The sequence below is a fragment of the Pseudomonas sp. HAR-UPW-AIA-41 genome, from assembly GCF_002304225.1.
GTDB lineage: Bacteria > Pseudomonadota > Gammaproteobacteria > Pseudomonadales > Pseudomonadaceae > Aquipseudomonas.
Genome location: NZ_NSLB01000002.1, coordinates 1 through 18,901, shown reverse-complemented (window position 1 = coordinate 18,901; position 18,901 = coordinate 1). Strand labels below are relative to the sequence as shown.

The 18,901-nt window shown below is 63.4% G+C and carries 19 protein-coding genes and 1 pseudogene; 14 read left to right on the top strand and 6 right to left on the bottom strand.

Features of this window, described 5'->3' with window-relative positions; all coding sequences use genetic code 11:
• Positions 1–43: 43 nt before the first annotated feature.
• Entirely contained in the window at positions 44–835 is a 792-nt protein-coding gene (locus CK486_RS04375; RefSeq protein ID WP_095939074.1) for a crotonase/enoyl-CoA hydratase family protein, read from the bottom strand.
• A gap of 338 nt (positions 836–1,173) precedes the next feature.
• On the opposite strand from CK486_RS04375, the pseudogene CK486_RS04370 reads away from it, so the two are divergent.
• Positions 1,174–2,911 (top strand): annotated as a pseudogene (locus CK486_RS04370) (DEAD/DEAH box helicase).
• A 70-nt stretch (positions 2,912–2,981) separates the two neighbouring features.
• On the opposite strand, the gene CK486_RS04365 reads toward CK486_RS04370, so the two are convergent.
• Positions 2,982–3,911, bottom strand: coding sequence for an alpha/beta fold hydrolase (locus CK486_RS04365; protein ID WP_095939072.1), 930 nt, complete (start codon positions 3,909–3,911; stop codon positions 2,982–2,984).
• Between the two features lie 110 nt (positions 3,912–4,021).
• Between CK486_RS04365 and CK486_RS04360 the strand changes: the two genes are divergently transcribed.
• From CK486_RS04360 to CK486_RS04350, 3 genes are read left to right on the top strand one after another with little or no spacing between them, the layout of a single operon-like run.
• On the top strand, positions 4,022–4,852 hold the full coding sequence (locus CK486_RS04360) for an ABC transporter substrate-binding protein (protein WP_095939071.1): 831 nt from the start codon (positions 4,022–4,024) through the stop codon (positions 4,850–4,852).
• The gene (locus CK486_RS04355) at positions 4,852–5,202 is read left to right on the top strand and encodes a DUF4398 domain-containing protein (RefSeq protein WP_095939070.1); all 351 of its coding nucleotides are present in this window, start codon (positions 4,852–4,854) and stop codon (positions 5,200–5,202) included. The genes CK486_RS04360 and CK486_RS04355 overlap by 1 nt, the downstream gene beginning before the upstream one ends.
• Entirely contained in the window at positions 5,202–5,999 is a 798-nt protein-coding gene (locus CK486_RS04350; protein ID WP_095939069.1) for an OmpA family protein, read from the top strand. The genes CK486_RS04355 and CK486_RS04350 overlap by 1 nt, the downstream gene beginning before the upstream one ends.
• A gap of 56 nt (positions 6,000–6,055) precedes the next feature.
• On the opposite strand, the gene CK486_RS04345 is transcribed toward CK486_RS04350, so the two are convergent.
• On the bottom strand, positions 6,056–6,457 hold the full coding sequence (locus CK486_RS04345) for a hypothetical protein (RefSeq protein WP_095939068.1): 402 nt from the start codon (positions 6,455–6,457) through the stop codon (positions 6,056–6,058).
• 145 nt (positions 6,458–6,602) lie between these two features.
• On the opposite strand from CK486_RS04345, the gene CK486_RS04340 reads away from it, so the two are divergent.
• The 7 genes from CK486_RS04340 to CK486_RS04310 all read left to right on the top strand — a co-directional run bounded on the left by CK486_RS04340 (position 6,603) and on the right by CK486_RS04310 (position 14,092).
• The gene (locus CK486_RS04340; protein WP_095939067.1) at positions 6,603–8,042 is read left to right on the top strand and encodes a PLP-dependent aminotransferase family protein; all 1,440 of its coding nucleotides are present in this window, start codon (positions 6,603–6,605) and stop codon (positions 8,040–8,042) included.
• Positions 8,043–8,445: 403 nt separating this feature from the next.
• Positions 8,446–9,234 (top strand): ABC transporter substrate-binding protein, encoded by a 789-nt coding sequence (locus tag CK486_RS04335; protein ID WP_095939066.1) that lies wholly within the window; start codon positions 8,446–8,448, stop codon positions 9,232–9,234.
• A 66-nt stretch (positions 9,235–9,300) separates the two neighbouring features.
• Positions 9,301–10,026 carry an ABC transporter permease gene (locus CK486_RS04330; protein WP_095939065.1) on the top strand — a complete coding sequence of 242 codons (726 nt, stop codon included), beginning with the start codon at positions 9,301–9,303 and terminating at the stop codon, positions 10,024–10,026.
• Positions 10,023–10,766 (top strand): ABC transporter permease, encoded by a 744-nt coding sequence (locus tag CK486_RS04325; RefSeq protein WP_095939064.1) that lies wholly within the window; start codon positions 10,023–10,025, stop codon positions 10,764–10,766. Before CK486_RS04330 ends, CK486_RS04325 begins: the two co-directional genes overlap by 4 nt.
• 5 nt (positions 10,767–10,771) lie before the next feature.
• A complete protein-coding gene (locus CK486_RS04320) occupies positions 10,772–11,545 on the top strand; it encodes an ATP-binding cassette domain-containing protein (RefSeq protein WP_095939601.1) in 774 nt (257 codons plus the stop codon).
• A 33-nt stretch (positions 11,546–11,578) separates the two neighbouring features.
• Positions 11,579–13,027 (top strand): diaminopimelate decarboxylase, encoded by a 1,449-nt coding sequence (gene lysA, locus CK486_RS04315; protein ID WP_095939063.1) that lies wholly within the window; start codon positions 11,579–11,581, stop codon positions 13,025–13,027.
• An 84-nt stretch (positions 13,028–13,111) separates the two neighbouring features.
• Positions 13,112–14,092, top strand: a complete 981-nt coding sequence (locus tag CK486_RS04310) for a LysR family transcriptional regulator (RefSeq protein WP_218192092.1) — start codon at positions 13,112–13,114, stop codon at positions 14,090–14,092.
• 123 nt (positions 14,093–14,215) lie between these two features.
• Here the strand turns inward: CK486_RS04310 and CK486_RS04305 are convergent, their stop codons facing one another.
• From CK486_RS04305 to CK486_RS04295, 3 genes are read right to left on the bottom strand one after another with little or no spacing between them, the layout of a single operon-like run.
• A complete protein-coding gene (locus CK486_RS04305) occupies positions 14,216–14,668 on the bottom strand; it encodes a hypothetical protein (protein WP_095939062.1) in 453 nt (150 codons plus the stop codon).
• Positions 14,661–16,217: a hypothetical protein gene (locus CK486_RS04300; protein ID WP_095939061.1), complete on the bottom strand. Its 1,557-nt coding sequence runs from the start codon at positions 16,215–16,217 to the stop codon at positions 14,661–14,663. Before CK486_RS04300 ends, CK486_RS04305 begins: the two co-directional genes overlap by 8 nt.
• Positions 16,218–16,256: 39 nt before the next feature.
• Complete coding sequence (locus CK486_RS04295; protein WP_176481646.1) at positions 16,257–17,069, bottom strand: SDR family oxidoreductase; 813 nt, start codon at positions 17,067–17,069, stop codon at positions 16,257–16,259.
• Positions 17,070–17,251: 182 nt separating this feature from the next.
• Here CK486_RS04295 and CK486_RS04290 point away from each other — a divergent pair, with 182 nt between their 5' ends.
• From CK486_RS04290 to CK486_RS04280, 3 genes are all read left to right on the top strand, one after another.
• Positions 17,252–17,893: a TetR/AcrR family transcriptional regulator gene (locus tag CK486_RS04290; protein WP_095939059.1), complete on the top strand. Its 642-nt coding sequence runs from the start codon at positions 17,252–17,254 to the stop codon at positions 17,891–17,893.
• A gap of 128 nt (positions 17,894–18,021) precedes the next feature.
• Positions 18,022–18,489, top strand: coding sequence for a DUF2271 domain-containing protein (locus CK486_RS04285; RefSeq protein ID WP_095939058.1), 468 nt, complete (start codon positions 18,022–18,024; stop codon positions 18,487–18,489).
• Between the two features lie 10 nt (positions 18,490–18,499).
• The coding region (locus CK486_RS04280) for a PepSY-associated TM helix domain-containing protein (RefSeq protein WP_176481645.1) at positions 18,500–18,901 on the top strand (402 nt) is incomplete at its 3' end.

The window sequence follows — 18,901 nt, the reverse complement described above, 5'->3', positions numbered from 1 at the left end:
AGTTACGGCGGGCGGGGCTTTGTGGCCCCGCCCGACACCGCTCTCAGCGGCCCTGGAAGTTGCCCGGACGACGCTCGAGCATGGCGCGCACGCCCTCGGCGGCATCCTCGCTGGCCATCAGCTGGCGCATCACTGGTGGCAAGGCGGCAGCGGCAGCCGCTTCGCCCTGTTGCACGGCCTGGCGTGCCGAGGCCAGGGTGGCCTGCACGCCCAGCGGTGCCTGGGCGGCAATGCGCTCGGCAATCCACAGGGCGCGGGGGAGCAGTTCCTCGGTGGCCACGACTTCCTGCACCAGCCCCATCCGGTAGGCCTCATGGGCATCGAACTCATCGCCGGTGAGCAGCCAGCGCATGGCATTGCCCCAGCCGGCATTCTGGTGCATGCGCAGGGTGGCGCCACCGAAGGGGAAAATGCCGCGCTGCACTTCCATCTGCGCGAAGCGGGTATTGCTGGCGCACAGGTTGATGTCCGAGGCCAGCATCAGCTCGATGCCGATGGTGTAGCAGTAGCCCTGGGCGGCGACTATCACCGGCTTGCGTGTGCGCGGCCCGGCAAACACACCCCAGGGGTCGCAGCCGCCTTCCGGTGGCGCCCAGCCGGACTTGAAGGCATCGGCGACGCGGGTCAGGTCCAGCCCGGCGGTGAAGTGTTCGCCGTGGGCAAACACCAGCGCCACGCGCGCTTCGTCGTTGCGCTCCAGCTCACCGTAGGCCAGCGCCAGCTCATTGAGCAGGTCGAGGTCGAAGGCGTTGCGCTTGCTCACGCGGTCGAGGCCGAGCAGCAGGACATGGCCTCGCAGTTCGCGGGTAACTCGGCCGGCAGTACTCTGGGTCATCCTGGGGTTCCTTGGCAGAGGGGAAAGCCCCGATATAGCCTGAGCGGGGATGGCTTGTCCAAGCTATTCGCCATTCTGATGAACGGTATGGCGTTGCCTTGCAACCGCTGGGCCGAATCTGCCCTTATCCGGGAAAAACCCGCACAACGGTCAGGAAAATCCTGTATGATGCGCGCCGGCCTTATCAGGCCCCCGTTCAGGTGATCTCGCGAAGCGCTGCTTCGGCTGTTTGTCCGCCCTGCGGACTATCCTTAACGTTTCATCCATAAAGACGCGAATACGCAAAATCTGCTTGCCAGGCTGTCAGGGCGATCTATTGATCTTTCGGCGGCGCAGCGCTGGTCCATGGGTTTTGCGGTTGCAAAAGAGGCATTACCCATGACCCAGGAAACCGGCGGCTTTGCCGCACTCGGCCTTCATTCTTCTGTTGTTGCAGCACTGACTGCCGTTGGCTACGAAGAGCCGTCCCCGATTCAGGCTCAGGCGATCCCGATGATCCTCGCCGGCCACGACATGATTGGCCAGGCGCAGACCGGTACCGGCAAGACCGCTGCCTTTGCTCTGCCGATTCTGTCCAAGATCGATCCGAGCAAGCGTGAACCGCAGGCGCTGATTCTGGCGCCGACCCGCGAGCTGGCCCTGCAGGTGGCCACCGCGTTCGAAACCTATTCCAAGCAGATGCCCGGCCTCAACGTGGTGGCCGTCTACGGCGGCGCGCCGATGGGCCCACAGCTCAAGGCCCTGCGCATGGGCGCTCAGGTTGTGGTGGCCACCCCGGGCCGTCTGGTCGATCACCTCGGCCGTAACGCGGATCTGCTCAAGACCGTACAGTTCCTCGTCCTCGACGAGGCTGACGAAATGCTCAAGCTGGGCTTCATGGACGATCTGGAAGTGATCTTCCAGGCTCTGCCGGAAAGCCGCCAGAGCGTGCTGTTCTCCGCGACCCTGCCGGCCTCGATCCGCGCCATCGCCGAGAAGCACCTGCGCGAACCCAAGCACGTCAAGATCGCGGCCAAGACCCAGACCGTGGCGCGTATCGAGCAGGCTCACCTGATGGTGCACGCCGATCAGAAGGTCGCCGCCGTAACCCGTCTGCTGGAAGTGGAAGACTTCGATGCGCTGATCGGCTTCGTGCGCACCAAACAGGCCACCCTGGATGTGGCCAGTGCTCTGGAAGCCCGTGGCTACAAGGTGGCGCCGCTCAACGGTGACATCGCTCAGAACCAGCGCGAGCGCGTGATCGAGTCGCTCAAGGATGGCCGTCTGGACATCGTTATCGCGACCGACGTGGCCGCTCGTGGTATCGACGTGCCGCGTATCACCCACGTACTGAACATCGACATGCCGTACGACCCGGAGTCTTACGTGCACCGCATCGGCCGTACCGGTCGTGCGGGCCGTGAAGGTCGTGCGCTGCTGCTGGTGACCCCGCGCGAGCGCCGCATGCTGCAGGTGATCGAGCGTGTCACCGGGCAGAAAGTCGCCGAAGTGCGTCTGCCGGACGCTGAAACCGTGCTGCAGGCGCGCATCCGTCGCCTCAGCCAGAAGCTGCAACCGCTGGTAGCTACCGCCGAAGCCAGCCATGGTGATCTGCTGGCCAAGCTGGCCACCGACCTCGAGTGCAGTCCGCAGGCGCTGGCCGCCGCGCTGCTGGCCAAGCTCACCGAAGGCCAGGGCCTGACCCTGGACGCGGTACGTCGCGAGCAGCCGGAAGTGCCGAACTTCAGCTCCCGCGAGCGCAGCAGCAGTGGTGAGCGCAGTGGCGAACGCCGCGAGCGTGCTCCGCGTGCCGAGGGTGAAGGCGCCCGTGGCCGCAGCATGCCGCCGGTGGCCGAAGGCCGTGCTCGTTGCCGTGCCGGTGTCGGCGCGCGTGACGGTATCCAGGCGAAGAACCTGCTGGGTGCCATCCTCAATGAGGGCGGACTGTCCCGCGAGGCGCTGGGTCGCATCCAGATTCGCGACACCTTCAGCCTGGTCGAACTGCCGGAAGAGGGCCTCGACCGTCTGCTGGCCAAGCTCAAGGACACCCGCGTGGCCGGCAAACAGCTGAAACTGCGCCGCTACCGCGAAGACTAAGACCGACTTGGTTGTGCGCTAAAACAAAAAGCCCGCTCATCGAGCGGGCTTTTGTCATTCAGCATCGGTGTTATTTGGCCTGGTTCAGAAAGCTCAGGTAGTGATCAGCGGTTTCCTCTGGGCGCTCGACCATTGGGACATGACCGCAGTTCTTCATGACCACCACGCTGGGCTTTTGCAGCAGAGGTTTCATGACCTCGATGCTCGATACATCCAGCACGCGGTCCTTGTCGCCCCAGAGCAGCAGCACTGGCGCGGTGATCTTTGGTAGCTCCGGCTCCAGCGGGACGTAGCGCTCACGCAGATGGCCGAAGATCAGCTCGTAGTGAGCGGCGTTGGCCATGGCCTGGGCGGCAAAGTGCTCCTGAAGCGAAGTTGGCATCGGTGGCGCTTCGACAAAAACGAAATCCAGCAGGCGCTGGAAGTCTTCCGGTTTGCTGACCACCAGAGGGTTGGCGTCGCCCTGCTCAATGCGGCGGAAGAACTCGCTCTTGTTGGGAGCTTCCACGCCGGCATTGTCCAGCAGTGCGGCACTGAGTACCCGTTCGGGGTGGCGGGCGGCGAGCAGGGCACTGATATGACCGCCCATGGAGTTGCCGATGACGTGGAACTTACTGATCTTTAGTGCGTCCAGCAGTGTCAGTACGCGCTCGCTCTGACTGGCGACGTCGTAGCTGATGTTGGCAGGCTTGCTGCTGTCGCCGAATCCGGGTAGGTCAAGGGCGATCACACGATAATCTGCGGTGAGTGGGCGAGCAAAACGCAGCCAGTTGTCCTTGTTGGCGCCGAATCCGTGGATCATCACAATGACCGGCGCGTCATTCGGGCCTCCATCGTAGTAGCTGTAAGTCAGGTCGCCGACGTTTTGGCTCTTCAGACTCAGGCCTGCAAGCTGGCGTTCTGCGAACTGTACGGTGGCCAGCAGTGTGGTTGGTGACAGCGTCAGTACACCGCCTGCTGTGGCGAGCAATACCACTAATACCAGTAGAAGTTTTTTCACACGCACTCCTTATTTCCGTTTCTTGTAGTGGGTGGCCTAAACTAGCATGTCGGCGCTGGCCGATAGCGTGTTGTCTGTTTGCCCAATCTTAGGTTCAGCTGAGAGTTTCTATGCGCACTAAAGCAGTGTGGTTGTCGTTGCTATTGGCGCTGGCGCACGTGTCGGCGCATGCAGAGCCAGCCTGCGAGAAATTGGTGGCTACCGGCAATCCGGAGTATCCGCCATATCTGTGGCGTGACCCTGCCAACCCCGGCCAACTGATCGGCGCCAATGCCGAACTCCTGCAGCATCTCGGCAAAGAGCTTGGGCTGAAGATCGAGGTGATTCATACCGGCACCTGGGCCCGCGCTCAGGAAGAAGCCAGGAGCGGCCGTGTCGATCTGCTCGCCGGTGCTTTCCTGACGGTGCCGCGCCTTGGCGTGATGGACTACATCCATCCGGCCTTCTACGAGACACCCAGCGTTGTCTGGACTCAACGAGGTAAGTCATTTGCCTACAGCGGCTGGGCCGATCTGGTCGGCAAGCGAGGCGCGACACTGGTGAACAACAGCTTTGGTCAGGAGTTCGACCAGTTTGCCGGTCAGTCGCTGCAGATCCAGCAGCTGCCGAGCCTGACCCAGGCGCTGCAGATGCTGCTGCTCGGTCGTGTCGATTATGTCTTGTACGAGCGCTATCCCAGTGTGGCGCTGGCGCGTCAGCTGGGCATGCTCGAGCAGCTGGAAAGCCTGGAACCGCCGATTTCCAGTGAGGGCCTGTACCTGACGCTGTCGCACAATTCGGCATGCAATGAAGCGCGTCTGCGTGGCCAGCTGGCGCAGAAGATGACCGAGTTGCTGAACACCGACCTCCCCGAAATCATCCTGCAGCGCAATATCGACCGCTGGCAGGCACAACAGGTGGTTCCGGTGGAGCCGCCAGCTGCAGAGGAAAAACCGCTGTGATGCGCCATCGTCTACTTCTCGGCCTGTTCGCTGTCACCCTCAGCGGCTGTGCCAGCGACCCCGCGCCGATCGAACAGATGCGCCTGACCGAACAGACCCTGGCCCAGGCCCGAGCCGTCGGTGCCACGCCGGCTCTGGAGGAAATGCGCCAGGCCGAGGCCAAGTTTGCCCGGGCCCAGAAGAACATGGGCGAAGCCGACTACAAACGCGCCCGTCAGTTTGCCGAGCAGGCCGAGCTGGATGCACGCCTGGCCGAGGCCAAGGTGCTGACGACCAAGAGCGAGCAGGAACTGAAACAGATCAATATGCGCATCAAGCGGGTGCGCCAACAACTGGGAACCTTGCCGTGATGCGTTACGCCAACGCCCTTGTCCTGCTCCTGCCGGTACTGCTGCAGGGCTGCGCGACCAAGCCGGAAGATCGTCAGAGCCTGGAGCAGGCGCAGCAGGCCTTCCTGGCGGTCAAGAGTGACAACGATGTGCTGCGGGTGGCGCCCAAGGACGTGATCCGCTCCGGCGAGTCGCTGGCCCGTGCCGATCGTCTGTCCAGCTACTGGGGGGGCGATGCTGACATGCAGCACTATGCCTACCTCAGCCAGCGCTATAGCCAGATTGCCCGCGAGCACACCGATGCGGCGCTCAATGCCGAGCGTCTGCAGCGTGAGCAACTGGAGCTGGAGCGCCTGCAACTGACCCTGCGCGAGAGCAAGCTGCTCAGCGTGGCCGGGAACGGCGATGACGAGCAGATGTTCGCCCTGGCGGCGGCCGAAACCGATCGCGGTCTGGTGATGACCCTGGGCGATGTGCTGTTCGACACCGGCCGTGCTGATCTCAAGGCGTCGGCCAACCGCACCGTGCTCAAGCTCGTGCAGTTCCTGCAGAACAACCCGCGCCGGGTGGTGCGTATCGAGGGCTACACCGACACCAAGGGTGATGCGGCGTTCAACCTGCAGCTGTCCAGGGACCGGGCGCAATCGGTGGCCGATGTGCTGATTGATCTTGGGATCGACCCGCAGCGCATCAGTGTGCGCGGCTTCGGGGAGGCCTACCCGCTGGCGGAGAACGCTTCCAGTCGCGGCCGGGCCCAGAACCGCCGGGTCGAGATCGTGTTCTCTGACGCCAATGGCAAGCTGGGCATGGAGCGCTGAGCGCTTGCCGTGAAAGATAAACCCCGGCCACTGGCCGGGGTTTTGGTTTGCAGGGGTTAAAGCCCGCGAAAGAGGTCGTGGGCATCCAGCAGGCGGTAGGCGATTTCCGGGTGCTTCTCCAGACCCCGGCGGATGGCCGCCGGAATGGCCTGGCGGGTCTTGCGGCACAGTCCCGGCAGGTCATCGATATGAATACCGATGCCGCGCATGCTGCGCACTTCGTTGTGCCCGGGGGCTATCTCAAGGCGAATGCCCAGTTGCTCATGCAGACGCCGCTGCATGTGCTCGAGATCCTCCAGGCTCTGGATGTTTTCCAGACGCTCCAGCAGGCGCTTTTCCTCCTGACGCGTCAGCAGCAGGATGCGCGAGGCTGCGCCGGGCAGCTGCAGCAACTGCTCTCGGTCGCAGGTGCAGGCGCCGGGCGGGCAGGGGGAGCGGATGGGCAGAGACGAGTTCATGGGCACTGATCATAGCCAGCCGTGGCGCGGCTTGCCTACAGGCGCCGTGCGCCGGACTGTGCTGGCGACTCCCTGATGAACTGTACTGGTTGTTTTTCGCTGTGTTGCGCTACTGTTTCGGTTCAGTGACGCAGGAAGCCCGAATATGACCAATCTGTTGCTCTACCAACGCATCGCCCAGCAACTGGCCGAGGATATCCGCCGCGGTGTCTACCAGCCGGGTGAGCGCGTGCCCTCGGTGCGCAAGCTGAGCGTACAGATGAGTGTCAGTCATGCCACGGTGCTGCAGGCCTATGCCAATCTGGAGGACCAGGGCCTGATCCGCGCCCGGCCGCAGTCCGGCTACTACGTGCACCAGACCGCCGCGCTGACTGCGCCGACGCCCGCCATTGCCCATGTCGAGAAGCCCGCCTGCGTCACCCGCAGCAGCATCATCAGCGAAGTCCTGAGTGCCACGCGCCGTGAAGGCATCTTCCCGCTGGGGGCGGCGGTGCCGCACGTGTCCTACCTGCCGGTGCGTGCCCTGCATCAGCAGATCGCCAAGGTCACCCGCTTCAACAGCCCGCAGGCGTTCAGTTACATGTTCAGCCCCGGCTACGAGCCGCTGCGGCGTCAGGTGGCGATTCGCATGCGCGATGCCGGCGTGGTGGTCGATCCCAGCGAGGTGGTGATCACCCATGGCTGCGTCGAGGCTATCCACATGGCGCTGCGCGTGCTGACCCAGCCGGGCGACCTGATCGCCACAGAGTCGCCCACCTATTACGGCCTGCTGCAGCTGGCCGATGTGCTGGGCCTCAAGGTCATCGAGATCCCCAGCGATCCGAACACCGGCATCAGTCTGGAAGCGCTGCAGCTGGCTGCCAGTCAGTGGCCGATCAAGGCGCTGGTGACGGCCGGGCGGCTGTCCAACCCGCTCAGCGCGACCATGCCCGAGGAGCGCCAGAAGCAGTTGCTGAACATGGCCGAGGATTTCGGCTTTGCCGTGATCGAGGATGATATCTATGGCGAGCTGATGTTCGAGCCCAACGGTGCCCGCGCCATCAAGGCCCATGACCGCAATGGCCAGGTGATCTACTGCTCCAGCTTCTCCAAGACCCTGTCGCCGGGCGTGCGTATCGGCTGGATCATCGCCGGGCGTTATCAGGAGGCGGTGCAGCGTCTGCAGACTTTCAGTACCCACTCGGCTTGCAGCGTCACCCAGATGGGCGTTGCGGCTTACCTGGAAAATGGCGGTTACGACCGGCACCTGCGGCATATCCGGCAGGAGTACCGCAAAAACGTCACGGCCTATCAGCTGGCGGTGCAGCAGTACTTCCCCGAAGGCACGCAGATGACCCGACCGGCCGGCGGCTTCATCCTCTGGGTCAGCCTGCCTGCGCGGGTCAATACCCAGGAGCTGCACCTGCGTGCCCTGGCCGAAGGCGTCAGCGTGTCGCCGGGGCTGACCTTCAGCACCACGGAGCAGTTCAACCACTGCCTGCGTCTGACCTGCGGCATCCCTTGGAACCGTGAGGCGGAACGGGCGATTCAGACCATCGGCCGTCTGGCCCGTGAACTGTGTGCCGAGGCGGACGCCCGCCACTGATCGGCTCGCCGTCCAGGCGTTTACCTCCGAAAACGGCTCTGTGAGCCGTTTTTTTTCGTCAGCTGGACACGGCTGTTTTTCTCCCGGCTATGCCCCGTGCTGGGTCAGCCGGCGCCGTCTTTCTCTTGCATAGCCTCACCGTTCTGCGCGCTCCAGCCGGGTTGGCGGGGGCTCGCGGTAGCCGGTCATTGCTGCACCGATAACGTCACCTTGGCGGCCGTTTGCCCCCGGCTGGGGCCGTTTTGGCTGCGCTCATTCATATAGCTTTGGACTATGTATTGGATTTCAAAGATACATTTGAGTAATGCGAAAAGGCGGCCGATTCTAGCCCGCAAGCAGGCCTGACCCGCCAGTCAGTGGGCAGCCCTGGCCTCACCGATCCATTGCCCAAGAGGACAACAAAATGAACAAGACTCTGCGCTCCTTGATCCTGGCCGCCGCGGCCATCCTGCCGGCCGGCGCCGCGCTGGCCAGCGAAGGCCAAAGCCTGCGCATCGCCACCGAAGGTGCCTACCCACCCTTCAACTTCTTCACCGCCGACGGTCAGCTCGGCGGCTTCGACATCGAGATCGGCCGCGCCCTGTGCGCCCAGATGAAGGCCAAGTGCGAGTTCGTTGCCCAGGACTGGGACGGCATCATCCCGGCACTGCTGGCCGACAAGTACGACCTGATCATCGCCTCCATGTTCATCACCGAGGAGCGCCGGCAGAAGGTCGCCTTCACCGACCCCTACCAGAAGTCGGCCATGACCTTCGTGGTGCCCAAGGATTCGGATCTGAAGGACTTCTCGCCCAAGGGCCTGGCCGGCAAGACCATCGGCGCACAGGGTTCCACTACCCAGGGCGACTACCTCTCGGCCATGTTCCCGGACTCCGACGTGCGCCTGTATCCGACCCAGGATGCGGTGAACTTGGACCTGGCCTCCGGCCGCCTTGATGCACAGGTCGGCGACATGATCCCGATGCTGGAGTGGACAGGTAAAAGCGAGGACGGCGCCTGCTGCGTGCTGGCCGGTGCGCCGATCAGCGAGGCCAAGTACGTGGGCGAGGGCGTCGGCATCGCCCTGCGCAAGGAAGACGCCGCCCTGCGGGAGCAGCTCAACCAGGCACTGGCCGCGATCATCGCCGATGGCACCTACAAGGCCATCAACGACAAGTACTTCTCGGTCAACCTGCTGACCCTGCAGAAGTGATGCACCGGGCCCGCAGGGGCCCGGGCTTCGCATAGTTCTTCCTTCTGATCGAGAAGAGGCTGTTCTATGGAGTGGCTCTCCTACCTGAGTTTTACCGGCGGCGGCTGGGGTGACGAGTTGCTGCGCGGCCTGGGGGTGACCCTGGCGCTGGCGGCGGCCAGCCTGCCGGTCGGCCTGGCCCTGGGCCTGGCCGTGGCGGCACTCGGCCTGTGCCGGCGGCCGCTGTGGCGCGGCCTGTCGGTGGGCTTCAGCACCACCATCCGCGGTCTGCCGGAATTGCTGACCCTGTTCATCATCTACCACGGCGTGGGCCTGGCGCTGAACAGCCTGCTCAAGTGGTTCAGCCCGGAGGCCGAGTCCTTCGAGCTGAGTCCCTTCCTGGCCGGGGTGATCGCCCTGGGCCTGGTGTTCGCCGGCTACTCCAGCGAGGTCTGGCGTGGCGCCTGGCAGTCGCTGGACCGTGGTCAGCTGGAGGCGGCCCAGGCCATCGGCGTGCGCCGGCTGACCATCTTCCGCCTGATCGAGCTGCCGCAGCTGCTTCGTCTGGCGCTGCCGGGGCTGGGCAACCTGTGGATCAGCCTGATCAAGGACACCGCGCTGGTGTCGGTGATCGCGCTGAATGACCTGATGCGCATGGCCAACGTGGCGGTGGGGGTGACCAAGAAGCCCTTCCTGTTCTTCGCCGTGGTGTGCCTGGTCTACTGGGCCATCTGCCTGCTCTGCGAGTGGGGCCTGGCCCGTCTGGAGCAGCGAGCCAACCGCGGCTTCGAACGTGAGGGGCGCACGGCATGATCGACATCCTCGAGCGTTTTTCCGGGCAACTGCTGTCCGGCGCCGGACTGACCCTGCAGATCACCCTGATCGCGTCCGTGCTGGCGTGCTGCCTGTCGCTGCCGCTGGCGCTGCTGCGGCGCAGCCCGAGCGCCGCCTGGCGCTGGCCGGTGCGCCTGTACGTGTCGTTCTTTCGCGGCACGCCGCTGCTGGCGCAACTGTTTCTGGTCTATTACGGCTCGGGGCAGTTCCGCGTGCCGCTGACCGAGGCGGGGCTGTGGTGGTTCTTCCGCGACCCGTACTACTGCGCGCTGCTGACCTTCGTGCTCAATTCCACCGCCTACCAGGTGGAAATCCTGCGCGGCGGTCTGCGCGCGGTGCCGACCGGGCAGATCGAGGCGGGTGTGGCGCTGGGCCTGCGCCGGTTCGAGCTGTACCGGCGGATCATCCTGCCCAACGCCTACCGCATCGCGTTCCCGGCGCTGGGCAACGAGATCATCCTGCTGCTCAAGGGTAGCGCGGTGGTCAGCGTGATTACCGTGCTGGACGTGATGGGCCAGACCCGCCGCGCCTTCTCGCAGACCTTCGACCTGTCCGTGTACTTCTGGGCCGCCGTGCTCTACCTGCTGATGACCACGCTCTTCGTGCTGCTGTGGCGCCGCCTGGAGCACTGCCTGACCCGCCATCTGCACTGCCGCAGCGCCCAGCCGGGCAAGCGTCGCGGTCTGTTCACCCGCCTTTCCACAGGAGTGGCCCCATGACAACCATGCACCATCCGCAGGCCGCCCTGGAGGTGGAGAACCTGCACAAGTCCTACGACGGCACCGAGGTGCTCAAGGGCGTGTCGCTGACCGCCCATAAGCACGAGGTGATCAGCATCATCGGCTCCAGCGGCTCGGGCAAGAGCACCTTCCTGCGCTGCATGAACCTCTTGGAGTTCCCCGACAGCGGCACCCTGCGGGTGCATGGCGAGGAACTGGAACTGGCCGCCGACTCACGCGGTAACCGCTCCAAGCGCTTCCAGCGGCAGATCGAGCGGGTGCGCACGCGCTTAGGCATGGTGTTCCAGTCGTTCAACCTGTGGCCGCACATGAGCGTGCTGGAGAACGTGATGATGGGCCCCTGCATCGTCCTCGGTCGCCCTCGCGAGGAGGTAGAGGCCAAGGCACGCAGCCTGCTGGCGCGGGTCGGCATGCTGGAGAAGTGCCACGTCTACCCTGAGTGCCTGTCCGGCGGGCAGAAGCAGCGTGTGGCCATCGCCCGCGCCCTGGCCATGGACCCTGAGGTGATGCTGTTCGACGAGCCCACCTCGGCGCTCGACCCCGAGCTGGTCGGCGAGGTGCTGCGGGTGATCCGTGAACTGGGCGAGGAGGGCCGCACCATGATCATGGTCACCCACGAGATGCGCTTCGCCCGCGAGGTGTCCTCGCGCGTGGTCTACCTGCACCAGGGCCGCATCGAGGAGCAGGGCACGCCCGAGCAGCTGTTCGGCGATCCGCAGTCGGCCAACCTGCGACGCCTGCTGGCTACCCAGCACTGATTTCCCTTTTTATTACTGCCTAGAGTTTCCGACATGACTTCAGTCGTTTCCCTGCACCCGTGGAAGCGTGGTGCGCACCTCACCAGCGCCAACAACCAGCTGCTGATCGATGGCATGAGCGCCGTCGAACTGGTCGAGCAATATGGCTCGCCGCTCTACGTCTATTCCGAGGCGCGCCTGCGCCAGAATGCCCGCGACATCCTGGAGAACTTCCGCCGCGAGCACGCCAACACCCGTGTCTGCTTTGCCAGCAAGGCCTGCGCGAACCTGGCTGTACTCCGGGTGTTCAAAGACTGCGGCCTGGCCCTGGAAGTCAACTCCGGCGGCGAGTTCCACAAGGCCTGCGTGGCCGGCTTCGCCCCGGACGAAATGGTGTTCAACGGCGTGGCCAAGCAGGTGCAGGAGCTGCGCGAGGTGATCGAGGCCGGCATCGGCTCGATCAACGTTGATTCTTTGTCCGAGCTCGACCGCATCATCACGGTGGCCGGCCAGCTGGGCCGCCAGGCCCGCGTGGCGCTGCGCATCATCCCGGAGATCCGTGGCGGCGCGGCCGCTGGCTGGCAGACCGGCACCTCCAGCTCCAAGTTCGGCATGACCGCCGACGAGCAGGCCGAGGCCATCGAGCGCATCCTCGCCCGGCCGCATGCGGTGAAGATGGTCGGCGTTCACGCCCATATCGGCACCCAGATTACCAATATCGCGGTGTACCAGGCGGAGGCGGCCTTCCTCATCGACTATGTGCGCGAGGTGAGCGAGCGCCTGCCCTATGCCCTGGAACATGTGAACCTGGGTGGCGGCTTTGCCAAGAACTACAGCAGCGCCGAGGAAAACTTCGCCACGGTGGCGCCTCACTACCGCGAGAACTACCGCACCGACATCGACTTCGCCCGGCTCGCCGAGCAACTGATCCGCCCGATCAGCCAGGCACTGGGCAAGGAGATCCAGATCATCGTCGAGCCGGGGCGCAGCATGGTCAGCGACACGGCCATCCTGCTGACCCGCATCGAGGCGCACAAGGCGCGCCAGACCCCGGTGTTCTACCTGGATGCCGGCTACAGCGTGTTGTTCGACCTGTACAACGGCTGGTACTTCCACATGCTCAACGCCTCGCGCAGCGACGACCGCGATACGGCGCTGTTCCGCATGGCCGGCCCTCTGTGCGACAGCAGCGACACCTATTACGACATCGAGGGCGAGGGCGCGGTGGCCGAGCTGATCGCCGAGCAGCCGCTGCTGGCCGAGCACCGCGCGGTGCTGGAGCAGGTGCTGGTGCACCAGCCCAACCTGCGCGAGCTGCCGGCAGCCACGGAGCAAGGTGACGTGATCGCGCTGCTGGATGTCGGCGCCTACGCGCTGGAGATGATGAGCCAGTACTGCGGCCGTCAGGCGGCCGCCGCCGTGCTGGTCGATCAACGCCAGGGCAGCCGGCTGATCCGCCGCCGCGCCGAGTACGCCGACCTGCTCAGCTATGATGTCGACTGAGTACAACGGCGTGTCGCCTGAGAGGCAGCCTTGTGCTGCCTTTCAGGCCTGCGGCAATGCTAAGGTCTGCCAGGAGCCGCCACCATGACGGCCTGCCTGGGAGAAACGCCGATCATGCTGTCACCGCGCGAGCGCCTGCTGCGCAATCTGGACTGGAACCTGCTGTACACCTTTCTCGTCATCGTCGAGGAAAGCAGCATCACCGGCGCTGCGCGGCGTCTGTCGCTCAGCCAGCCGAGCGTGAGCAACGCGCTCAAGCGTCTGGAAGAACACCTGGGCATGCGTCTGATCCAGCGGCGCAAGGGCATGTTCGCCCTCACCGAGCAGGGCCTGCGGGTCTACGAGTACGTGTCCTCCGCCGGCAGCATCATGGAGCAGATGGCCGAGCAGTTCGCCGGTGAGGCCGGCGCGGTGCTCGGCGAGCTGCAGATTCAGGTGGCCAGCCATGTGAGCTGCCGCCCGTTTGATGCGGCGCTGCTGCGCTTTCACCAGCAGTACCCCAACGTGCTGATCAGCCTCAGCTCCGAGCCCAGCGCGCACATCGTCGACGCCGTGGCGCAGGACCGTCTGCACATCGGCATCAGCAACAAGAAAACAGCCCAGACCGGTCTGCACTTCGACCTGCTCGGCTACGAGCAGATGGCCTTCTACTGCGGTCCGACGCACCCGCTGTTCGGCCGCAAGGACCTGACCAGCGCCGACCTGCGCGGCCTGGCCTATGTGTCGTTCGAGAGCGACCAGCCAGGCGAAGGCCTCAGCGCGGTGAACAACGTGCGCGCCGAGCAGCAGTTCTGGGGCCGGCTGGTGGCGGTCTCGCCCAACGAGGAGGAAATCCGCCGGCTGATCCTCGCCGGCCTGGGCTTCGGCGCTCTGACTGTGGAGGGGGCCAAACCCTATGTGGCGCAGAACCTGCTGTTCCAGCTGCCGCCCTACGACGAGCTGCCGGTCAACGAGGTTTATCTGGTCACCCCGGAGAACCAGCTGCTGACCGATGTCGAGCAACTGTTCATCGCCCTGCTGCGTGAGGCGGCGGTGGACGAGGTGCGCGAGCGCTATTTTCGTTAGCGTGTAAGCCGCCGCGCGAGTTCCGTCCATGCGAACGCATCTGTCCGCGATGTTGAGGCGTGCCGCGACTGATGCTTGAGAGGAACGGTCGCAGCTATGTTTCAAGGGCGAGGCCGGGGTTTCTCATTCTCCGTTGGCTATCGCCTGTTTCAGCCGCATGGATACAAGCCCGATGTTGGCGGCGCCCCAGATGGGCAGCCCGATGCCAATGGCCAGGAGAATCCATGAAAACGGGTGCCCCAGTGCATACATTCCGTGGCGGATTCCGTAGGTGAAATCGAGAACCCCCAGGAACATCATGGCCCCGGCACTTGCGCTCAAGATGATCAGTGCCAGCGCATGATTCGGGCTCCTCAGTAACCTGCCGGCCGACCAGAACAGCGCCGCTGCCAGAATCAGGTCCGGCGCAGTGAAGCTGGTTTCCCAGGCGTAGTAACCTTCGAAATGACGTATGCGCTCTGCCAGCACCTCCACCGGGAAGATTAGCTCTGTGTAGAAGCCCAGCCAGAAAAGGACCAGCGTCACCGCCACTGTGAGGTTGACGTACATCGCCGGTCGCCAGAATTGCTCATGCATGACGGGCCTCCTGGCTGAACGGAGTCACGGGGTTTAGCCCATCATTCTGTCGCAGGCGCTCAGGGATTCTGTCACGCCGGTACACGTCCTCGATGGTTTCCGGCAATTTGATCCACTCGGCCTGATCTCCATTCACCAACACCACTCCCGGTCGTGGAAGGGCGTTGAAGTTGGCGGCCGAGACCTCCTGGTAGGCGCCCATGTCGAGAAAGGCGATCACATCTCCCTCGGCAATGTCCGGCACTTTCACCAGAGGCAGGATGCGGTCTGCATAACAGGATTGCCCCACGACATCTGCAATATGCTTGGCGGGCTGATCGACTTTGTTCGCGACACAGAACTCGTGCAGATTGTGTTCGTACACTCCGCCGCTCATGAAGAAATAGGTGGTGTCGGTCAGTACCCAGTTCATTTGCAGGGGCTGGGTCTGTCGCTTGAATTTCCTGACGCTGGACAGATGAATGCCGGTGTTGCCGTAAAACCCACGCCCCGGTTCAACCTGCAGCCGGACATTGCTGATATCCAGACCACTGCGGATCAGGGTGTCCCTGAATGTGCCGACGGCCGCCTCGGCATAATCCTCGATCGTCGGCGCTCGTTTGCGGCCCGGTATTTTTATCAGCGCTTTCTCGATAAGGGCTGACATGACCCGGTAACGGGCGCTGACGGACAGACTGTACAGAGCCAGTTCAAGGGGGTAAGTGAACCAGGTCAGCACGGTGTCTTCGCGGATGCCGAGTTTGCTGTGTGGATCTCGTTCGGTCGCGAAGCCGCCACCGATGTCGAGTTCTTTCGGCTGATAACCGCCCCAGGCCTGGCAGAGGTGAACGACCAGCTGTGCGTAACGTTTCATCAAGCCGCGCCAGTACCACAGACTGTTGTGATGGCGTCCGCCGTGAAAATGCAGGCCTGTCAGCTCGACGTTTTTCATCTGCAGCACCTGCTTGCCCAGCTCTTCCAGATATTGGGCAGGAATACCGGATTTATAGAGCTGAATCCCCATGTCTATGGAGGTGGACTCCGCTGCAAAGTCCGTCTTCTTCCAAAGATTGGGGAAATCCGGTTTCACCCGGAACCTGATTTTTGCCGATGTGTTCAACGTTGCGGCGATGCGGTTGATTCTTTCTGGTTCATCGAGGTCTTCGACGGTGATTCTCACGCCCGCCTGGATACAGCGGCGCAGCATGTCGTCGGATTTGCCACCGCCGTTGACGGAAATCAGGTCGCGCCTGACGTTGCACGCCAGTGCCGAGTACAACTCGCCCTCGGAGTAGATGTCGGCGCCGGCGCCTTCCTGGCTCAGGATCGTGCGCACGGCTGTATTCCAGTTCGCTTTGTTGGCGGGAAGGATGTCCACCTGGCCATTGGGCCAGTGTTGGCTGAAGGCGCGTTTGTACTGCCGGTAATTGTTCCGCAACTGTTGCTCGGACACGACGAACAACGGGCTGCCGAAGTCTTCGACCAGTTTCAGCGTGTCGCAATCCTCGATGAAGAGGTGGCCGTTGCGCTCACTGAGGCATTGGTCGGCTGGGTACTTTTGACGATTCATCAGGTGCTCCTGTTTGAATGAATGCGAGGGACTCTGGGTTCAGATCAGGTCGTGACGCTCTAGGTAGTTTTTCCTTCCCCGTTCGCCCAGGTACTCCAGCAGGGGATAAATCGTCTGCAGAGCGCCCGGAAAGAACGCGAGCAGGCGTGCGAACAGTCCGTCCAGATACGGCACATGGATTTCCAGCCGCTTGGTTTTCAGGGCTTGCTCGAAGGCATCCGCAACAGCGCTGACGGTTTGCGGTGTGTTGACGAAGTTCAGTGGCGAACCGTTGTTCAAGGCCTCGTAGCGCAGCATTTGTGTGTCCACGCCTGCGGGGTAGAGGCCGGATACATGCACGTTCAGCGCTGCCAGCTCGTCGCGTAAGCCCGTCATGAAGCCCCGTAGTCCGAACTTGGTGGCGGCATAGGTGGCGCTGCCCTTCAGGGCCAGGATGCCGCCTATCGAAACGGTGCTCACGATGTGCCCTGAGCCATGTGTGACCATGTTGTGTGCGCAGGCTTTGATCAGCATCAGCGCACTTCTCAGGTTGACCTCCATTTGCAGGTCGATCTGGCTTTCATTGAGGTCCAGAACATTGCCGGGAACGATCACGCCGGCGTTGATAAAGGCCACCTCAAGATGATTCCCGTCGTCTCGGATTTCTGTCGTCCATGCCGACAAGGCCTCGCGGTCTGCCAGATTGATCACGACGTGCCTTGAGCCGGGCAGCAGGACAGTGACCCGTTCGAGTCCCTCCCTGTTCACGTCGGTCAGGATCAGGTTGTAACCCTGCCGATGCAGGCGTTTGGCCACTTCGAAGCCGATGTCTCCGGCCGCGCCTGTGACCAGGGCTGTTCTCTTTGCGCTCACTGTAAGTTCTCCGACGGTGCCGAATACGCCCGGCCGGGAGCGGCCAGGACTAAACGTGATCAATGATCAGCTTTGATATATGAGCATTGATCAGGTATTGTTTGTCAAGCCGAATTTGGCGGGTATGGCGTCGGGCTCTGAGGCCACGTGCCGCGTTGATGTGATGGAAGGAGTCGAGCGTGATGACCGAGCCCCAGAGAAGAAGGCAGCCGTCCCAGGACCGCAGTCGCGAGAAGTGCGAGACCATCATTCGGGCTGCGCGTGACCTGATTGGTGAACGGGGCAACGATGCCGTCAGCATGCGTGAAATCGCCCGCCAGGCCGGGGTGCCCATCAGTTCGATCTACCAGTACTTTCCCGACAAGAAGGCCATCCTTGCTGCCATCATGGAGGGGTACTTCGAGCAAATCCGGGGGCTCATTCGGACGTTTGCCGATACCAGTAGCGATATCGACAGCCTCATCGCTCAGACCCACCGAGGGTTGGACGGGCTGTACCAACTGTTCCGTGGCGATCCTGCGCTGGCGACACTCTGGGCCGGCCTGCAGGCAAATCCGGATCTGCGAGAGCTGGATGCCGAGGACAGCAGGAGAAATGCGGCCATCCTGGCGGGAAAAATTACTGGGCTTTTTCCGAAAGCGGACCCCGATGAGGTTTATGACAGCATGCTGTTGCTGTCCCACGGGTTAGGGATGACAGTGCGGATTGCTCTTTCGCTGGAAGAACCGGAGGGGCAGAGACTGTTCAATGAATTCAAGCGCATTGTGAGTCTGAGACTGCAGTCATTCGCGGGTTCGGAGCCTGCCTCAGTGAACGAGGCATGAGCGCATTCGAGTTCAGGTGTGGTTAGCAGAGGCGCCTTAAGTCCGTCTTAAGCTCGTTGCCCAGGCCGTTCAGGCTGGTTTCAGGCAGCCCGGTTAAGGTCGAACCATTCCTTCTGGAGAGGTTCGCCATGCACAAGACCGCCATTACCTTCGCTCTCGCCGGTGCCACCGCGCTGCCCCTGGCTGCCCAGGCCCGCGAGATCACCCTGCAGACCACGCTCAAAGAGTACCGGGGCAACGAGGCTTATCTGGCCTTCTACGTCACCGATGCTCAGGGTAATTACCAGCGCACCCTCTGGGTGTCCGGCAAGAAGGCCAAGTACTACAAACACCTGCGCGACTGGGTGCGCTCGGGCAATCAGCGCTCGGAATACGACGGCCTGACCGGCGCCAGCGTCGGCAGCGGTGAGACGCTGGAAGTGGCCGTCGAGCTGGAAGACGCGCTGATCGACGCGGGCTACGAGATCCGCCTCGACAGCGCCGTCGAGGACAAGCGCGACAACCGCGCCGAGATCCGTCTGCCGCTGACCGCGCAGCCTGGCGAAGCCTCGGGCGGCGATCAGGGCTATGTCGAACGCTTCGGCTATCAACTCTGAGGGCCGCGCCATGTCGCAGCGTATTCACCTGCTGGCCAGCCTCGCGCTGGGCCTGCTGCTTCTGCTCTCGGCCGCTACCGGGCTGATACTGGCCGGCAACCAGCTGACCGAACAGCTGCAGGCACCGACCACCACCGACAGAGTGGCGCTGGTGGCCGAACGGGTTGCCGCCGCCGTGCCGGGTATCGAACGCATCGAGCGCGCGCCCAGTGGCGAGCTGCGCGTGGCCTTCAGTACGGCCGAGGACAGCGGCGTGCTGCGGGTCGATCCGGCCAGCGGTGCGGTGCTCGGCCCCTATGAACCCTCTGCCCTGATGGAAGGTCTGCGTGATCTGCACCGCGAGCTGCTGCTCGGCTCGGCCGGCCGCTGGCTCAGCGGCCTGGCGGCGCTGGGCCTGTTGCTGCTGAGCCTG

Excerpts from the sequence above, each read along its gene's own strand:
- CK486_RS04375 (WP_095939074.1), bottom strand. The coding sequence starts at position 835 with ATGACCCAGAGTACTGCCGGCCGAGTTACCCGCGAACTGCGAGGCCAT.
- CK486_RS04360 (WP_095939071.1), top strand. The coding sequence starts at position 4,022 with ATGCGCACTAAAGCAGTGTGGTTGTCGTTGCTATTGGCGCTGGCGCAC.
- CK486_RS04355 (WP_095939070.1), top strand. The coding sequence starts at position 4,852 with ATGCGCCATCGTCTACTTCTCGGCCTGTTCGCTGTCACCCTCAGCGGC.
- CK486_RS04350 (WP_095939069.1), top strand. The coding sequence starts at position 5,202 with ATGCGTTACGCCAACGCCCTTGTCCTGCTCCTGCCGGTACTGCTGCAG.
- CK486_RS04345 (WP_095939068.1), bottom strand. The coding sequence starts at position 6,457 with ATGAACTCGTCTCTGCCCATCCGCTCCCCCTGCCCGCCCGGCGCCTGC.
- CK486_RS04340 (WP_095939067.1), top strand. The coding sequence starts at position 6,603 with ATGACCAATCTGTTGCTCTACCAACGCATCGCCCAGCAACTGGCCGAG.
- CK486_RS04335 (WP_095939066.1), top strand. The coding sequence starts at position 8,446 with ATGAACAAGACTCTGCGCTCCTTGATCCTGGCCGCCGCGGCCATCCTG.
- CK486_RS04330 (WP_095939065.1), top strand. The coding sequence starts at position 9,301 with ATGGAGTGGCTCTCCTACCTGAGTTTTACCGGCGGCGGCTGGGGTGAC.
- CK486_RS04325 (WP_095939064.1), top strand. The coding sequence starts at position 10,023 with ATGATCGACATCCTCGAGCGTTTTTCCGGGCAACTGCTGTCCGGCGCC.
- CK486_RS04320 (WP_095939601.1), top strand. The coding sequence starts at position 10,772 with ATGCACCATCCGCAGGCCGCCCTGGAGGTGGAGAACCTGCACAAGTCC.
- lysA (WP_095939063.1), top strand. The coding sequence starts at position 11,579 with ATGACTTCAGTCGTTTCCCTGCACCCGTGGAAGCGTGGTGCGCACCTC.
- CK486_RS04310 (WP_218192092.1), top strand. The coding sequence starts at position 13,112 with ATGACGGCCTGCCTGGGAGAAACGCCGATCATGCTGTCACCGCGCGAG.
- CK486_RS04305 (WP_095939062.1), bottom strand. The coding sequence starts at position 14,668 with ATGCATGAGCAATTCTGGCGACCGGCGATGTACGTCAACCTCACAGTG.
- CK486_RS04300 (WP_095939061.1), bottom strand. The coding sequence starts at position 16,217 with ATGAATCGTCAAAAGTACCCAGCCGACCAATGCCTCAGTGAGCGCAAC.
- CK486_RS04290 (WP_095939059.1), top strand. The coding sequence starts at position 17,252 with ATGACCGAGCCCCAGAGAAGAAGGCAGCCGTCCCAGGACCGCAGTCGC.
- CK486_RS04285 (WP_095939058.1), top strand. The coding sequence starts at position 18,022 with ATGCACAAGACCGCCATTACCTTCGCTCTCGCCGGTGCCACCGCGCTG.